Source organism: Acinetobacter sp. LipI_19 (assembly GCF_058242925.1).
The window spans coordinates 1,658,179-1,673,800 of record NZ_JBZAYK010000001.1 but is presented as its reverse complement, the minus strand read 5'-3'; the positions used below and the strand labels follow the sequence as shown (position 1 = coordinate 1,673,800).

Annotated in this window: 15 protein-coding genes and 1 pseudogene; 12 read left to right on the top strand and 4 right to left on the bottom strand. The window is 37.1% G+C overall.

All coding sequences use genetic code 11. From position 1 onward, the window contains the following. Positions 1-112: 112 nt before the first annotated feature. Positions 113-1,507, top strand: coding sequence for a class II fumarate hydratase (gene fumC, locus AC4CVF_RS08040; protein WP_004821410.1), 1,395 nt, complete (start codon positions 113-115; stop codon positions 1,505-1,507). A gap of 163 nt (positions 1,508-1,670) precedes the next feature. Here fumC and AC4CVF_RS08035 read toward each other — a convergent pair whose 3' ends face one another. Beyond that, positions 1,671-2,594: a metal-dependent hydrolase gene (locus tag AC4CVF_RS08035; RefSeq protein WP_490789187.1), complete on the bottom strand. Its 924-nt coding sequence runs from the start codon at positions 2,592-2,594 to the stop codon at positions 1,671-1,673. Between the two features lie 562 nt (positions 2,595-3,156). Here AC4CVF_RS08035 and cpaA point away from each other — a divergent pair. After that, a complete protein-coding gene (gene cpaA, locus AC4CVF_RS08030) occupies positions 3,157-4,953 on the top strand; it encodes a metalloendopeptidase CpaA (protein WP_490789186.1) in 1,797 nt (598 codons plus the stop codon). Next, the gene (gene cpaB / locus AC4CVF_RS08025; protein WP_419820448.1) at positions 4,953-5,651 is read left to right on the top strand and encodes a metalloprotease secretion chaperone CpaB; all 699 of its coding nucleotides are present in this window, start codon (positions 4,953-4,955) and stop codon (positions 5,649-5,651) included. The genes cpaA and cpaB overlap by 1 nt, the downstream gene beginning before the upstream one ends. A 127-nt stretch (positions 5,652-5,778) precedes the next feature. Here the strand turns inward: cpaB and AC4CVF_RS08020 are convergent, their stop codons facing one another. Next, positions 5,779-6,459, bottom strand: a complete 681-nt coding sequence (locus AC4CVF_RS08020; RefSeq protein WP_336951288.1) for a hydrolase — start codon at positions 6,457-6,459, stop codon at positions 5,779-5,781. Between the two features lie 129 nt (positions 6,460-6,588). Here AC4CVF_RS08020 and AC4CVF_RS08015 point away from each other — a divergent pair, with 129 nt between their 5' ends. The 9 genes and pseudogenes from AC4CVF_RS08015 to AC4CVF_RS07975 all read left to right on the top strand — a co-directional run bounded on the left by AC4CVF_RS08015 (position 6,589) and on the right by AC4CVF_RS07975 (position 13,647). Next, positions 6,589-7,485: a LysR substrate-binding domain-containing protein gene (locus tag AC4CVF_RS08015; RefSeq protein ID WP_056511052.1), complete on the top strand. Its 897-nt coding sequence runs from the start codon at positions 6,589-6,591 to the stop codon at positions 7,483-7,485. Between the two features lie 200 nt (positions 7,486-7,685). Continuing rightward, the gene (locus AC4CVF_RS08010) at positions 7,686-8,177 is read left to right on the top strand and encodes a hypothetical protein (RefSeq protein ID WP_004821426.1); all 492 of its coding nucleotides are present in this window, start codon (positions 7,686-7,688) and stop codon (positions 8,175-8,177) included. A 980-nt stretch (positions 8,178-9,157) separates the two neighbouring features. Beyond that, entirely contained in the window at positions 9,158-9,760 is a 603-nt protein-coding gene (locus AC4CVF_RS08005; protein ID WP_419329123.1) for a nitroreductase family protein, read from the top strand. A gap of 71 nt (positions 9,761-9,831) precedes the next feature. After that, a pseudogene (locus AC4CVF_RS08000) lies at positions 9,832-9,951 on the top strand (GlxA family transcriptional regulator); the annotation flags it as partial. Positions 9,952-10,263: 312 nt separating this feature from the next. After that, positions 10,264-10,701, top strand: coding sequence for a DUF2946 domain-containing protein (locus AC4CVF_RS07995; protein ID WP_490789185.1), 438 nt, complete (start codon positions 10,264-10,266; stop codon positions 10,699-10,701). A gap of 90 nt (positions 10,702-10,791) precedes the next feature. Next, a complete protein-coding gene (locus AC4CVF_RS07990) occupies positions 10,792-11,001 on the top strand; it encodes a hypothetical protein (RefSeq protein ID WP_336951280.1) in 210 nt (69 codons plus the stop codon). Further along, positions 10,992-12,428: a cytochrome ubiquinol oxidase subunit I gene (locus AC4CVF_RS07985; protein WP_419329125.1), complete on the top strand. Its 1,437-nt coding sequence runs from the start codon at positions 10,992-10,994 to the stop codon at positions 12,426-12,428. Before AC4CVF_RS07990 ends, AC4CVF_RS07985 begins: the two co-directional genes overlap by 10 nt. After that, entirely contained in the window at positions 12,428-13,432 is a 1,005-nt protein-coding gene (cydB, locus tag AC4CVF_RS07980; RefSeq protein WP_004821432.1) for a cytochrome d ubiquinol oxidase subunit II, read from the top strand. The genes AC4CVF_RS07985 and cydB overlap by 1 nt, the downstream gene beginning before the upstream one ends. A gap of 107 nt (positions 13,433-13,539) precedes the next feature. Then, entirely contained in the window at positions 13,540-13,647 is a 108-nt protein-coding gene (locus AC4CVF_RS07975; protein ID WP_004720571.1) for a hypothetical protein, read from the top strand. Positions 13,648-13,974: 327 nt separating this feature from the next. On the opposite strand, the gene AC4CVF_RS07970 is transcribed toward AC4CVF_RS07975, so the two are convergent. After that, a complete protein-coding gene (locus AC4CVF_RS07970) occupies positions 13,975-15,213 on the bottom strand; it encodes a type II toxin-antitoxin system HipA family toxin (RefSeq protein WP_419360436.1) in 1,239 nt (412 codons plus the stop codon). A gap of 13 nt (positions 15,214-15,226) precedes the next feature. After that, positions 15,227-15,568, bottom strand: a complete 342-nt coding sequence (locus AC4CVF_RS07965) for a helix-turn-helix transcriptional regulator (RefSeq protein ID WP_419329127.1) — start codon at positions 15,566-15,568, stop codon at positions 15,227-15,229. Positions 15,569-15,622: the final 54 nt, after the last annotated feature.

The following is a 15,622-nucleotide window of genomic DNA, read 5'->3' as shown; positions in this document are numbered from 1 at the left end:
TTTAATTGATTTGTTTAGCATAATCGCTTCGCTGAAGCTGGTGTTTTTACGCAGATGTTGTCAAAACAAGCTTTAACTTGAAAATAAGATATGGATAAAGAAGAGGTTGAAAATGCAAACACGTATTGAACATGACACAATGGGCGATGTTGAAGTCCCAAGCGAAGCAATGTGGGGCGCACAAACTCAGCGAAGCGTAGAAAATTTTAAAATTGGTACAGAACATATGCCACGCCCGATGATTCGAGCGATGGGTCTGGTTAAAAAAGCAGCGGCAATAACCAATGCCAGCTTAAACCAAATTCCGCATGATCTGTCACAGTATATTGTCGATGCTGCCGATGAAGTAATTTCAGGCAAATGGGATTCACAATTTCCTTTGGTGGTTTGGCAAACAGGTTCAGGTACGCAAAGTAATATGAACTGTAATGAAGTCATTGCCAATATTGCCAATCAAAAATTAGGTAATCCATTAGGTTCGCAAAAGCCGGTGCATCCGAATGATCATGTCAATCGTGCGCAATCTACCAATGATTCATTTCCAACAGCGATTCATGTGGCTGCTGCGGTACAAATCAATGAGTTGCTTATTCCAGCAGTAAAACGTTTACGAGACACTTTACATCGCAAATCTGAAGCGTTTGACGATATTGTTAAGATTGGTCGGACTCATTTACAGGATGCAACACCGCTTACATTAGGTCAGGAATTCAGTGGCTATGTTTCACAGCTGGATCATGGACTAAAACGTTTACAACAGGCTTTGGTGTGGCTCTATGAGTTACCACTTGGTGGTACAGCTGTTGGTACAGGTTTAAATGCGCATCCTGAATATGCAGACAAAGCAGCGGAAGAATTAGCCAAACTGACGGGGTTACCATTTATAAGTAATCCCAATAAGTTTGAAGCACTTGCTGGTCGTGATGCTGCTGTATTTGCTTCTGGTTCATTGAAAACCTTAGCTGCAAGTTTAAATAAAATTGCCAATGATATACGTTGGTTAGCAAGTGGACCACGTTGTGGCTTGGGCGAGTTGCGTATTCCTGAGAATGAACCTGGTTCAAGCATCATGCCTGGTAAAGTCAACCCAACCCAATGTGAAGCAATGACCATGGTGGTTGCGCAAGTGATGGGGAATGACACCACGATTAACTTTGCAGGTGCAGCGGGGAATTTTGAACTGAATGTTTATATGCCTGTGATTGCATATAATCTTGTTCAGTCGATTCAATTGCTTGGCGATGCATGTAACAGCTTCGATGAACACTGTGCTGTAGGTATTGAACCAAATCGTGAAAAAATTGATTACTTCTTACATAATTCATTGATGTTGGTAACAGCACTGAATCCTGTGATTGGTTATGAAAATGCCGCTAAAGTTGCCAAAACGGCTTATAAAGAAGATAAGACTTTAAAAGAAGTCGCGATAGAACTTGGCTTTGTCACGGCTGAACAGTTTGATGAAGTGGTACAACCTGAAAAAATGGTACGTCCAAACGCGAAATAATGAGTTGTAAGCGACTATACTATTGATGATTTATTGAGAAAGCATCAGTCGTTTAAAAAAGCACCTTAAGGTGCTTTTTTATTTTGAATTTGGAGGAGTTATAGGACTCGCATTAACCATGTTTCTCGCTAACTTTATGGTCGCTCTATTTTGTTATGAGCCTCTAATTGAGCGCCGTTTTCTCAAAATATTGAACAGCAGGTGAACGTGACATATAAGCTAAAGCCTGCTCAGTATCACCTTCATGAATTGGGTTAAACTTTGGAGATGTCCAACGTAGAGTGGCTTTCCATAAATATTTAATGGTTGGTAGGTGATCTGTTTTCGTTGCAGTTTTTTCAAACTCTCGAATAAAAGAAAAGAACCCACGGCGCATTAATTTTTGAATGTGTTGATGTTCAGTATCTTGTTGTCCAAGACTGCGAGCAAAATCAACAAGGAAATAAATAAAGAGTGGAAAAATTCCCATCATGATGAGTTGTCTGGAAACATAAAAACCTAATTTTTGTTGTAATAAATGCTCAAACAAATCATAAGCGACACAACGATGTTCTACTTCTTCAGCGAGATGCCAGCGGAATAAATCAGCCATGGCTGGATCTGCTTTATCCCAAGATTTGCTATCCAGCGTCCATTGCCCAATCGTACCTGTAAAATGCTCGATCGCTGCAATGACACCTACACGAAAGATTAACCAATATTCGTCAAATTTCTTTAGTTTTAAAAATGGAATTCCTAATGGTTTGTCACCTAATAAAATGTTGAAAACAAGATGGGCACGATTTAATGGTTCTTGTATGTCATAGCCATTTTCTCTTAAAAAATCTTGTACTTTTTCATGTGCGCGTGCATGTGCAGCTTCTTGACGGACAAAGCCAATAACCTCTTGTTTTAATTTTTTATCTGTAATATGTGGAAGGGTTTTATTAAATACTCTACAGAACCAAAATTCACCGGCAGGCAAAAGCATATTGATACCATTGGCGATATGCGAACATAATGGATCATCTGGCATCCAACATACAGAAGACTCAGAAAAATCGAAATATACTTTTCTTGCTTTAATTTGATGACTTTCCGTGATCATTGTGGTTATCCAACATGAAACTGTTAAACGATTAAAAGTTTTTACCATTTAGAATAATTTGCGACCATATCCTTTAGGGACACTTTTTTTTATGATTTTTATTCTTTTGAGTAGGAAATATTAATTTAAGGGTTTAATTTTATATTTTAAATCATTGATATTGTTATTTTTTAACTTGTAAATCTAGAAAGTTAAGATGTGATAATTAATGTGGATGAAATGATATAAAATAATTTTAATGGGTTGAATCAGCTATAAAAATATCAAATTTCTATCTTTTAACACTGAGATTTAAACACATTGATTATTCAATAAAAAGAATGATAGTTCACGAATTATTGATTGATTTATATTGATGATTTTACTAAATTTTATTTTTAAATCACTGCATTTTTTTGGATGTTATTTTTAATTTTTTTATATATATCAAATATTTGAAATTTTATAGCGCTTGGGGTTGTTATTGGTTTTATAGATTTTATTAACAATTTTTAATTTTATTTTTCAATAAAAATTAATTTATAGTATCAGCTCAACTTTATAATATTGACTCAGGTATAATATGAATAAAATAAAAGTTATTACAGTCTTCATTACAAGTGGCATGGTCACTTTTGCCATAGCCGCAACCACACTATCACCCAACCAGAATAACCAGAGTGGGAATATCCCAACAGGCTATGATGAGCTGATATTTAGTGTATCCAATGGCAATTGGGTGAAGAATATTGCCTTACCCAATGTAGCAAAAGATGGTGCATTAATTACAATTCAATCAACGGCGGGTTATGATAGTGATATTGATTTAACGAATATAAATATTGAAAAAAAAGGGGTCCTCACTTTAAAATCTGGAAACAGTTATCGATTCAAATTTAGTAATGGAAAGTGGGCGTTTTATGCAACAGAAACTGCCAGCTTTAATCCTGAAAAAAACGGCAATGCTATTCCAGTATTTCAACAATCACAGGCTGAGTATGCTGTAAGCGATGCTGCTTGGATTGATACAATCAATTTGCCGCAGTCAGCTCAGAATGGCCAGATTCTTGTGGTTAAGTCTAATGCACTTAAAGCTTCAAAAATTAATGCAGCGAATGCTTTGTTTCCAAGTACACTGGTACTCAATAAAAATGACACTTATATTTTTCAATACAATCAAGAACTGGGTAAATGGGTACCACTGTCTGTTCCAACACGTATAGTAAACGTTGTAAACGGTAATACTACTGTATTAAACACAGCTTTGCAGAATTTAACTGCACCTAAGACCGAAATTCGTTTTGGAGATGGAGCATGGGTTCCTTCATTGGAACTACCAAAAATTGCTAACGACCGTGATCGTATCATTGTTAGCTCAAGTGCGAGTTGGCAGTCCGTAATTGAAAATGAAAATACCAATACCACAGCGACGCTAAAACTCAACAAAGGCGATCGTTACGAGTTCATTTATATTGCAGATAAATCGTATTGGGTGTTGGCTTCGGCTCCTAAAACCGTATTAACTGCAAACGCCGCTGCACAGGGTTTTACATTTAAAACCCCTGTCGTTGAAATAACCGCTGATAATGCACAATGGGCACCTGTTGTAAACTTGCCAGTGGCTCAGTCGGGTGACAAGGTCATCTTATCGAATTCTGCGGATACAGCGTTTACTGTTTCAGGTGGCAACATTAGTGCAAGTTTGAAAAAAGGCGATAAAATCCGTTTAGTATTTAACAATGGTGTTTGGAACATCGATAGTTATCAAATTGATTTACTACTTGTGAATAGCCCGGTAGTCAATGAAAAACTCGGTGCAACAGCTGCAAAAATTCAAGCCCGTGAAGCACTTAGATTAACCAATCAAGCGCTTGAAAACTCGCAAGCAAAAGCCTACTACAAAGAAGTTGGATACTTGGATTATCGAATCCCTGGAACGACACTCGGTGATGCGATTAATTTAGGACGTTCAGATGCCACCGTACAAGCGGAAAGAACCAGAACAGCTGCTGATGCGATATATACCATTACAGATCATTCAGGTTGCGGTTTAGCTTATATAAATAGCACACCGAGCAAGTACAACATGATCGGATCACATAACTATGGTTGTGGTATCACCGCAATGCGGCATGAGTTAGGGCATAACATGGGGCTAGGACATAGTTTTGATCGAACCACAGGTTATAACTGGGGATTTGGTCATCCTTTAGGCAGCACTATTATGGGGGGAAATCAAATTGGCTTATATTCAAGCCCCGATATCTATAGCCCTGAATATGGTGTGCGTTTAGGTGAAACTGACAAATTTGATGGCTTGAGAAAAATTAATGAGAATGTTGAAGCTATTTCAAAATTTTTAGTGGCAGTTAATCCATAATGAATAAACGGATGTATCTCATTATTTTCGTTGTTTTAACTGTTCTGGTGGTTTCTTTGTTGGCTTGGTTCATCTCAGGTCAAGAGGATACCGCTGAAACGATGACGTCTAACAAATCTGATCAAATTGATCAAGTGAATTCACCGAAGCTAAATGCAAATCTAAGTGAAACACAAGTATTGCAACGTATAAAAGACAGCCATGCTCGCCGTAAACTTGTATCGCTAGATGAGGACAAATTACGTGCAGGAATTTTCAATCAACAAATGTTCTATTTGAGTACTGTGGATACGGTGTCTATGTATAATCCTATTCCTTTGACAGATGCACAAAAAAAAGATGGGCGAATATTTCTAAGGAATGATCTATATACCTTAGAGGCGAAGAATGTTGGTGATCAAATAGTGTTTAATGTGCCGGGCTATGGTTTAAACAGACAGGCCGTTATAGAACGTATAGAGGTTGATCCAGATGAAGATATTATCAGTTGGTCAGGCTCACTAGAAGGAGGAGATCAAAATAGTGAGAAGTTTCATATTACTCAAACGATTAAAGATAATTTTACCATGGGTACGATTACAGCAGATGATAAAACCTATGCCATTTTGATGAAAAATGGCTATGGATGGGTCAATGACGTTGCCAATGAATCTGCTGCGCTTGAGGCAGCGGAAAAGGAGATGGATCATGTACATTAATTTTTAATCTAAAGATATGATTTATTCTCTAAACTTGAAGTAGTAACAAAATGAAAGTAGCAATTATTGCGTCATAGCGCAGATTTAGACACCTCGAAAGGTGTCTAAAATCATCATTTATTTAAAATTATTTACGTACCGAATCAAGTACTTCTTTGTTTGTTACAACTTCTTGTGCTTTTGAATAACTTTCAATCAGTAATTGATAAGCAGGGAAGATTTGAGTGTACACTTGAGCCCATTCAGCAGCATCTTCGCGGTTCCAAGTTTGTTGAATTTCTGAAGCAACCGCCGCTGTATCCATCGGTACCGCACCTGCTTGAACCACACGCGCTAAGGTAATTTCTTGTGCCATTTTGCTATACGTACCTGATGCATCAACCACAACAAAAACTTTATAGCCATCAGCAATTGCACTGATTGCAGGAAATGCCATACATACACTGGTAATCGTACCCGCAATAATCAAGGTCTTCTTACCCGTTGCTTTAACAGCGTCAACGAACTCTTGATTATGCCAAGCATTAATTTCACCTTTACGTGCGACATATTGCGCATGAGGGGCATTAGCATGAATTTCAGGAATGAGAGGGCCATTGGGTCCTTGAGGAACTGAGGCTGTAGTAATGACAGGAATGTTTGATAAGGACGCTATTTTAGCTAAAGCTGCTGCGCGTTGGCGTAGCTCAGGCATGGGCATATCGCCAACGGTTTGAAATAAACCACTTTGATGATCAATCAATAGCATAACGGAATCATTTACGTCAATCACTGGTGCTAGACCATTAAAATTTGCTGGAGTAGACATTCTTATATCCTCTTAAGTGAGCAATGATTTGCTGTGTTTAATACTATCAGTAGGACAGATGTTGTATTATTCTATTTATATGACACTTTGTCCTGTGGAGAGAACATTTGTGATGTGTAAGGGCAAAATATGAAAGACTTAAATGACCTGTATTATTTTACAAAAGTTATTGAATATGGCGGATTTTCAGCTGCAAGTAATGCGTTGGGCGTGACCAAATCATTGTTAAGTCGAAGAGTTGCGGAATTGGAAAACCGTTTAGGAGTAAAACTACTCAATCGAACCACCAAAAGAATTTCGATTACAGATGTCGGGAACATATATTTACAACACTGTAAAGCAATGCTTGTGGAAGCTGAATCAGCTGATGAGGCAATCGCACTGTTAAGCGCAGAGCCGACTGGAATTGTAAAAATTTCTTGTCCTACAAATTTATTGCATATTAATGTCAGTAAAATGTTGAATAAATTTTTAGCACGTTATCCGAAAGTTAAATTGCATGTGGAAGCGACAAATAGAAAGGTAGACTTGTTTAATGAACGTTATGACGTTGCAATTCGCATCAGACCCTTACCTTTAAAAGATAGTGATTTGATTGTACGTAGCCTATCCATTTCAAAACAATTTATTGTCGCAAGCCCTGATTTGTTGAATCAAAATTTCTTGATTAAAACACCAGGAGAATTAACAAGATTGCCTATTTTAATGATGGAGTCTTTGTCCTTTGAATATCATTGGGATCTTTATAATTCTAATAATGAATTATATGTGGTTAAGGATGAGCCGAGGCTAACCACTACTGATTTAAGTGCATTGCATTTAGCGACCTTAGATGGCTTGGGAATTGCAAAACTACCGGAATTAATTATTGCTGAAGACTTAAAAGCGGGCAGGCTAGTTAAAGTGATTCCTGAGTGGGAACCGATGCCAGAGCTTATTCATTTGGCCTATACTTCTAGAAGAGGTCTATTACCATCGGTAAAAGCTTTAATCGAGTTTTTGGTCACTGAGTTTGACCAGGTTTAGTTCTTTACAAGAATCAGCTTTATTCGCCCACCAGAATCTTTGATCGACAACAGGTGAATACTGCAATTGGCATTGAATAAACTGTCATAATTGTTAAAATGCATTTCTTTCGCTGTTTTCATGTTGTTTTTATTTTGTATTTAGGCTGCAAGATGATCAATAACGTTATAATAAACAGTATTTTAATTAAGGATTTTTTAATGTTATCAATTTATTTAACAGATGTTCAGGAAAATGTGCAGTTTAAAGATTACCCTGGTGAGCACCCTGTTAAATTTATTTTAAATTTCAAAAAGATTTTTCCAAGTGTAATGGAAATTTTACTCCCAGTACTTCCTGATGATGAAGACTTGGATAAAATGACTTGGGAATCCACAACTGAAGATTTTGAGATTTTTAAGAAACTCCTTACAGGTTGGGGCGTGATTGAGTTACGTTTACAAGCGATTAGCCAATATAAAAATAAAAATTTTGCAGATCAATTGCTTAAACAAGCTCAAGCCAAACGTAAAGAATTTGCAAAAAAGCAGCAACAATTGTCTACGGTTGAACTGGACTACTTATTTATGCATGAAACACATGCATTGATTGACGCTGAATTGGTTGAGTTAGGTGAAAAATTCTATTTACCTACTTTGCGAGATATTTGGAAAAACACTGTACCCGCCAAAGTGCTGAATGCTAATTTCTAGTCAAAAATTAGCAATAGATTGAAATGCTCAAATTCATGCATAAAAGGCAGTTTAAAACTGCCTTTTATTTTTTATTCTCTGTTTAAGTTCTTTAAATTGTAGGCCCAAGCGTATAAAACATAAAAAATAGAATAAATATTGAACTGATGATACTTAATATATTTAAAACTTTCATTTTTTAACCAATTGCGATATCTAAATTTTGAGTGGAACGATTTTTAATTTTTAGATTTTATTTAGCATTTGTTTAAGCATGATGACAATGATTTAAATGAGTTCACTCGTTTATCAAGTCTGCATGATTTAATTTTAAATGTTGGTGCTTCTATTCAATCATCTTTTTTACGCGGTTGTACGATAAAACTTCTGCTTGTGGATTGATGGTATATGTCGTGATTTCTATGTTGAGGAGATGCTTAGGGTCTGTTGATAATTCGTCTACGTTTGCGACTACGTGTGTTTTTTAGGCGATACTAGGTACGAAATACGAAATACGAAATACGAAATACGAAATACGAAATACGAAATACGAAATTTAGTCATTCTAAATGATGAGAAACGTCGTTTCGCAAGGTAACGACGTAGCGGCAAAAAACACACTAGTCCCCGCCGCGCCTTGCGCTGCAAACAAAGCAGTGCTTTGTTCTTGCTCAGGGTTGTTGCTAAAATTATCTCAGCCTACGTTATGAAACTCGAAAATAGTCTCGCTATTCTCTTTATGCTTTACGACGTATATGTCTCATGCTCAATTTTAACCTACAACGCAAGCCATTTATGAAATGTCAACAGCCCCTTATATTTCTCCTAATTCACTTTTGCTTAGAAACATATGACAAAAGTAGATATTTCTAGCAAGTTTTTTTATGTTGTAATACTTTTGATTTTAATCAATTCATACTTGTTATGATTTTTTAAAATATCTTGATAATCTTTTTTAAAGTATAGGATTTCCCCGGGGATATATCCAAGGATATTCAGCAATGTCGAATAATTTTTTAGATTTAATTCATAAACGCCGTACAATTTATGCGATTGGACGTAATGTTAATCAATCTCCTGAGCATTTTACTGATTTGATTCAGCAAGCGATCAAGCAAAGTCCATCTTCTTTTAATTCGCAATCATCTCGTGCAGTGATCTTGTTTAATGCTGAACATGAGAAGTTCTGGAACTTTGTAAAAGTTCAACTGAAAGCTTATGCCAAAGATGAAGCGAGTGCCTTAAAAACAGAGACTAAAATGGACAGCTTTATCGCAGGCTTTGGTACCGTTCTTTTCTTTGAAGATTTAGAGGTGATCCAAAACTTACAAGAAAAATTTCCAGCTTATGCAGAAAACTTTCCGATTTGGGCTGAACACTCTACAGCAATCGCACAATTTTCAACGTGGACAGCCTTAAATAGTGACGGTATTGGTGCATCCTTACAGCACTATAATCCAATTGTCGATGAACAAGTTCATGCGGAATGGGATATACCTAAAACTTGGAAACTTCGTGCACAGTTGGTATTTGGTTCAATTGAAGCGGCGGCGGCTGAAAAGGCCTATATCGATGATGCTGTGCGTTTTAAAGTGTTTAAATAATTGTTTTATTTTCTCTAGCTTCTTGGCTTGCTCAGCCAAGAAGCTTTGGTATTGAAAAGGCTAATCAATCTATTGATCTAATTATACAAAGTGTCGGTTATCTGGACCCAATTTCAATTCGCAGATTGTTTAGAAAGAAAATCGGCTTAACACCCTTAGAATATCGTTGTAGATTCAGTCGTCGGGTATAAGCTTTTCAATTGAATTTAGCTTGAAAGTTGAGCTGGTGCTATTTACTCACTAAAAGCTGAGGCGACGATGGATGCTTTTTTAAGTTTTATTGATCATTGCTATATAACAAACAAATCATTAAAAAAGAAAACGATTTCCAAAAAAGTGCTAAAGAGGCTTTGATTTAAAATTTAAATGTACTATAGTAAAGCTAGAAAAGTTGAGTAATATGCTTGGTTTTTATGCAGTTGATTCTTTATTTCAAGTTAAAGATCTACAGTTAAAAGCAAACTTATACTTTTTTCTATCTCTCTCAATATGAGCAATCAATTGTGTTAAGAAGCAGTGGTCTGTTGCTGGCATTTGCGACAGTATTTTTACAGCTTGCGGTTTTTTTACAGCCGTTATTACCTGAGCAGTATCAAATTGCTCCGGTCTGTGAAGACATCACTCAAGCTTTATTGCGACCAACACATGCACATCTTCATCATGAGCAAGAATCTAGTTTTATTCATCACAATTTGCATTTAGATCAAGCCCAGCAAGCAAGCAGTTCAAGTCATGATCATCATGATATTAACCATCAATGTCAGTATTGTGTGGTATATGGCAATTTAGTGATGCCACCAGAAATTGGCGTAAAAGAAATCCTAGTGCGTATTCAAGTACGTTTAATGGCTTATGTTGAAAACTTTCAGCATGTCTATTTTCAATTACAACGCCTGTTTCTGATTCCTCAAGGGCGAGCCCCACCTGTAGTCTTTGCATAACACATTCACCGATCCAAAGCTTTAGCTTCTTTAAATGAAAGCTTTAAAGCCATGCGGTCGTATTTCGAATTTATTGTGTAGAGAATGATCATGATTTTTCAAAATTTCCTCGATTTACAGGAAAGCAGCCTTTGCATGCTATTTTTAGCATTGTTTAAAAATACAGCAAAAAGAAAACAACAGATTGTACTGAATGTTCAGGCGTATGCTGAGTTTGTAAAACAAAAAATGTTTATCAATGTATTCAAAATTCAATCTTTACCAACTTTACCAATGAATAAGGTGATGTCATGGATCTAGGATTAACTGCTTTAGAATTGGCGCGTATTCAGTTTGCTTTTACTGTTTCTTTTCATATTATTTTTCCTTCAATTTCTATCGGACTTGCAAGCTTTTTAGCTGTGCTTGAATGGCGCTGGCTAAAAACTCAAAACCCTGTTTACCAAGATTTATTTAAATTTTGGGTGAAAATTTTTGCTGTCGCTTTTGGTATGGGCGTGGTTTCTGGTGTGGTGATGAGTTATCAGTTTGGAACAAACTGGAGTGAATTTTCACGTGTTGCAGGCTCTGTGACAGGCCCATTATTGGCTTATGAGGTATTGAGTGCATTTTTCTTAGAAGCTGGTTTCCTAGGCATTATGCTGTTTGGTTGGGGGCGGGTAGGTCCTCGAGCGCATTTCTTTGCAACTGCTATGGTGGCAATTGGTACTTGTATTTCAATGTTCTGGATTTTATCTTCAAACAGTTGGATGCAAACACCACAAGGCTTTAGCATCGAAAATGGAATTATCGTACCGCAAGATTGGTTTGCAATTGTGTTTAACCCCTCATTTCCTTATCGTTTAGCCCATATGGCTGCTGCAGCATTCCTTGTTTCAGCCTTGCTGGTGGCTGCAACTGCTGCGTGGCATTTATTGAAAGGACGCCGTGACGCGCTAATCAAAAAATCGTTCTCAATGGCATTGTGGATGATTCTGGTCCTTGCACCATTACAGGTTCTCATCGGCGATAATCACGGTTTAAATACCTTAAAACATCAGCCTGCTAAACTTGCAGCGATTGAAGGGCATTGGGAAACCAACAAAGGTGAGGGCATGCCGCTATATCTGTTTGGTATTCCAGATATGCAAGCAGAAGAAACCAAATATGCTATTGGTATTCCAAATCTTGGTAGCTTAATCATGACCCATACGCTGGATGGTGAGGTAAAAGGCTTAAAAGAGTTTGCCCCTGAAGATCGTCCTAATTCTACCGTGGTGTTCTGGAGTTTTAGAATCATGGTTGGAATGGGCATGTTGATGATTCTCCTCGCCTTGATGGCATTGTTTCTACGCAAAGGTGGCAAGCTTTATGAAAATAAATGGTTACATCGTTTTGCTTTTGCTATGGGACCATCAGGATTTATTGCCTTGCTTGCAGGTTGGTTTACCACAGAGGTTGGTCGTCAACCGTGGGTGGTATATGGAGTGATGCGAACCAAAGATGCTTTATCTCCTGTTTCTGCGGAACAAGTCGGCCTCACTTTAATTATTTTCGTTGTGGTGTATTGCATCGTATTTGGCATCGGCATTTACTATATGTTGAAATTGATGCACAAAGGTCCACAATTTATCTACGCCACACCAGAAAGTGTAGCGCATAGTGAAGAAGCGGTTATTTTGGCCTCTAAACGCCCATTGACGAGTGTTGAAGATAGCGTTGATTCCAATGAACAGGAGCGTAAATAATGATTGATTTATCTCTGATTTGGATTGTCATTATCGCCATTGGTGTATTCATCTATGTAGTACTAGATGGTTTTGATTTAGGTATTGGGATTTTATTTCCCTTTGTTAAAGATCAACACGAACGTGATGTGATGATGAACACTGTTGCACCTGTTTGGGATGGTAATGAAACCTGGATGGTACTCGGTGGTGCAGCGTTATATGCGGCATTTCCAATGGTCTATGCGACTGTATTATCCGCGTTATATATGCCAGTTATCCTTATGGTGATTGCTTTAATTTTCCGTGGTGTGGCTTTTGAGTTTCGTTTTAAAGCCAATCGAACCAAGCATTTATGGGACAAAGCATTTATTGGTGGATCAATTCTTGCCAGCTTTTTCCAAGGGATGATTCTTGGCGCATATATCCAAGGGATCAAAGTAGAAAACCATATGTATGCAGGTGGTGGTTTAGACTGGTTATCGCCGTTTACTGTGTTTACAGGTATTGGTGTTGTTGTACTTTACGCAGCACTCGGTTGTGGATGGTTAATTTTTAAAACTGAACTTGATTTACAAGATCGTATGTATCAGTTGATGCCTAAATTAATCGTTGCTTTGTTTGTCATCTTTGGCGCAGTCAGTATTTATACCCCGATGGCACATCCTGAAATTGCAGCACGCTGGTTTAGCCAACCACAATTGATGTATTTTAGTCCTGTACCAATATTGGTGGTGCTGTTTACTTTCCTAGTACTTCGCGCATGTAAAAAGCGTTATGAACTGAGTCCATTCCTTTATACCTTGGCTTTGGTTTTCCTTGCTTATACTGGGTTTATCATCAGTTTGTGGCCTTATGTGATTCCGCCATCAGTGACTATCTGGGAAGCTGCCGCGCCACAGAGCAGTCAATTGTTTGCTTTAATTGGTGCATTGATTTTAATTCCAATTATTTTGATTTATACCGGGCTTTCGTATTGGGTGTTTCGAGACAAAGTTCGAATTGGTGATGAAGGGTATCACTAAGGTTAAACGTAGCATGTTTAGTCTTTTGGCTTGAGTGAAAAATAGCCTAAGCAAGATTAAACATGCAACATGGTAAAAATTTAAAGGTTTAAATGAGGTAAGCAAGTATGAAACTATCTCAAACGCAATGGTTTGTCGTGTTATGGCTAGGTGGATTTCTAACATTGGCGCTTATTGCTGGTTTTTTTAGAATGTTAATTCAATTAGCCTACTAAGGTTTTACTGAATAAAAAATGAGGAACTATGTTCCTCATTTTTTGTTTTTCATTAACTATTGAGATAATAGACTGAAATAAAAATATAAACCGCAGTAAAGGCAACAGTGACAATAATCGTAAAATAATAAAATAGCCTAAGCACAATTATAGGAATGCAATCTGATATTATCTTTTATAATGACATAAAAAGTACTTTATCTAATTTAAACTGGATTTTATGTCATGTTTGGATTATTTTCTGGCAAAGATTGATGACTAAACTCCGGCACACCCTAGCCAATGATTTTCATGATGCATAGTATAAATGGCTGGCATTGTTGAACTTTAGTTTTTGAGGATATCTAGATAGAAATAGGGTTCTAATTGACGAATTTCTGTGGGTTTAAGACCTGCATCTAAAAGGTATTTTTGTCTATTTTCGAGAACATCACGGACATCCTTAATACAATCTCTAGCTTGATCCAGGTTTAGTCCAAAGGCATTGCTACGACTGATAAGATTGTCATAGCTTCCAAACCGTCCATCATTGCCTAAAACCAGAGCATGTTCATTTGGAAATGAGCTTGGCATACCATGAGGTAAAACATCAAAAAGCGGGCTTAAAGCATAATGTTGCTTTTTCATGTCATACATTAAAAAACCATGATTTTTTAAATGATCGTCAGTATTGCTAATCATGACATTCAGCACCATACGCTTATAGAGTTCTTTTTGATTGCTGATAGCATCAAAACAAATCTGACTACAGACTTTGGCAATACTCATATAGGACATTTTAGGATCTCCTATACGAATTTTCTGAATATTGAGCAAACTATTGGCACTTATATAGTGTTTTTTACGTTCAGGGCAGTTTCGATCAAAGCGTTCAACTAAGAGAATAGGGCGGCCCGCACATTCTGTTAGTTCGGCATTACATGTATTGAGCCCCATGTCTCGTGCCATATTCAGCGAAGCATATTCAACTTTACAGGTATCAAACAAATCATCACTTTTATTAAATTTAGCAATCCATTCTTTATTTTTATACATCACAAGGGTTTTGGGTCTGGCTCCGCCCATTGAAGCCCCGTTATATAACAGCTTATTTAATTCGAGTTGCTCAAGTTTCATCTCAAACGGATCTCGTTTTTTTTCGATAAGTTCAGTAATTTGTATGAAGGTTTCTAATTCTGCATATTGGATGATATTTGAATTGTTTTTTATATGCGATTTAGACAAGCTTCCAACAATACAGCCGACTGAATTTCCTTGTGAAGCGAGTAACCATTCCAATTGATTTAATGGTGTTCTACGGTGTAAGGCATTGGTTAAGCGTTTACCCCAATTGTCTGGTGTTGCATCTGCAAGTACACCAAAACCATCTTTAGAAATAGTTTCATATGGTTTGTTATCAGACTGAAAGCTTAGATTAAGTGGATCTAAAGGGAAGGCATCTACACGTTGTAAGTATGATTGACCATAAAGAAAGCGATAAATCGGCTTTTCATAAGAATAGTGCGCAGCAATTGTTGGCTGGGAGCCTGTATCTATGAAAACATAACATCCTTTAACTTCATCCATGTTCATTTACCTATCAGAAATCATCACTAATCACAGACTGTTTTTTTAATCTTGCACGTACTGAACTATTACGATTTTCGAGTGCTAAGCCAACTTCATCCAACTCAGGATTCGCAAGTGAGCCTAGGGTATGTTCAAGGCCAAAGATTACTAAAACTGAAATCACATTTTTTAGGCTGATACTTGGATCACCTTTTTCCATACGTGAGATTGTTCGGTTATCTACATGAATGCGATTGGCCAAATCATGAATGGTCATATTACGTCGAAGTCGGGCTTTTTTGATATTCGTCCCAATTTGAGTCAACATGTCTTCCACACCATCAAGCATAAAATTATGCGCCGAAGTTCTCATAGCAACATCATCCAAAAAATGACATAAAATGTATATTATCATGGTTAAGGTGGA

Excerpts from the sequence above, each read along its gene's own strand:
- fumC (WP_004821410.1), top strand. The coding sequence starts at position 113 with ATGCAAACACGTATTGAACATGACACAATGGGCGATGTTGAAGTCCCA.
- AC4CVF_RS08035 (WP_490789187.1), bottom strand. The coding sequence starts at position 2,594 with ATGATCACGGAAAGTCATCAAATTAAAGCAAGAAAAGTATATTTCGAT.
- cpaA (WP_490789186.1), top strand. The coding sequence starts at position 3,157 with ATGAATAAAATAAAAGTTATTACAGTCTTCATTACAAGTGGCATGGTC.
- cpaB (WP_419820448.1), top strand. The coding sequence starts at position 4,953 with ATGAATAAACGGATGTATCTCATTATTTTCGTTGTTTTAACTGTTCTG.
- AC4CVF_RS08020 (WP_336951288.1), bottom strand. The coding sequence starts at position 6,459 with ATGTCTACTCCAGCAAATTTTAATGGTCTAGCACCAGTGATTGACGTA.
- AC4CVF_RS08015 (WP_056511052.1), top strand. The coding sequence starts at position 6,589 with ATGAAAGACTTAAATGACCTGTATTATTTTACAAAAGTTATTGAATAT.
- AC4CVF_RS08010 (WP_004821426.1), top strand. The coding sequence starts at position 7,686 with ATGTTATCAATTTATTTAACAGATGTTCAGGAAAATGTGCAGTTTAAA.
- AC4CVF_RS08005 (WP_419329123.1), top strand. The coding sequence starts at position 9,158 with ATGTCGAATAATTTTTTAGATTTAATTCATAAACGCCGTACAATTTAT.
- AC4CVF_RS07990 (WP_336951280.1), top strand. The coding sequence starts at position 10,792 with ATGATTTTTCAAAATTTCCTCGATTTACAGGAAAGCAGCCTTTGCATG.
- AC4CVF_RS07985 (WP_419329125.1), top strand. The coding sequence starts at position 10,992 with ATGGATCTAGGATTAACTGCTTTAGAATTGGCGCGTATTCAGTTTGCT.
- cydB (WP_004821432.1), top strand. The coding sequence starts at position 12,428 with ATGATTGATTTATCTCTGATTTGGATTGTCATTATCGCCATTGGTGTA.
- AC4CVF_RS07975 (WP_004720571.1), top strand. The coding sequence starts at position 13,540 with ATGAAACTATCTCAAACGCAATGGTTTGTCGTGTTATGGCTAGGTGGA.
- AC4CVF_RS07970 (WP_419360436.1), bottom strand. The coding sequence starts at position 15,213 with ATGGATGAAGTTAAAGGATGTTATGTTTTCATAGATACAGGCTCCCAG.
- AC4CVF_RS07965 (WP_419329127.1), bottom strand. The coding sequence starts at position 15,568 with ATGAGAACTTCGGCGCATAATTTTATGCTTGATGGTGTGGAAGACATG.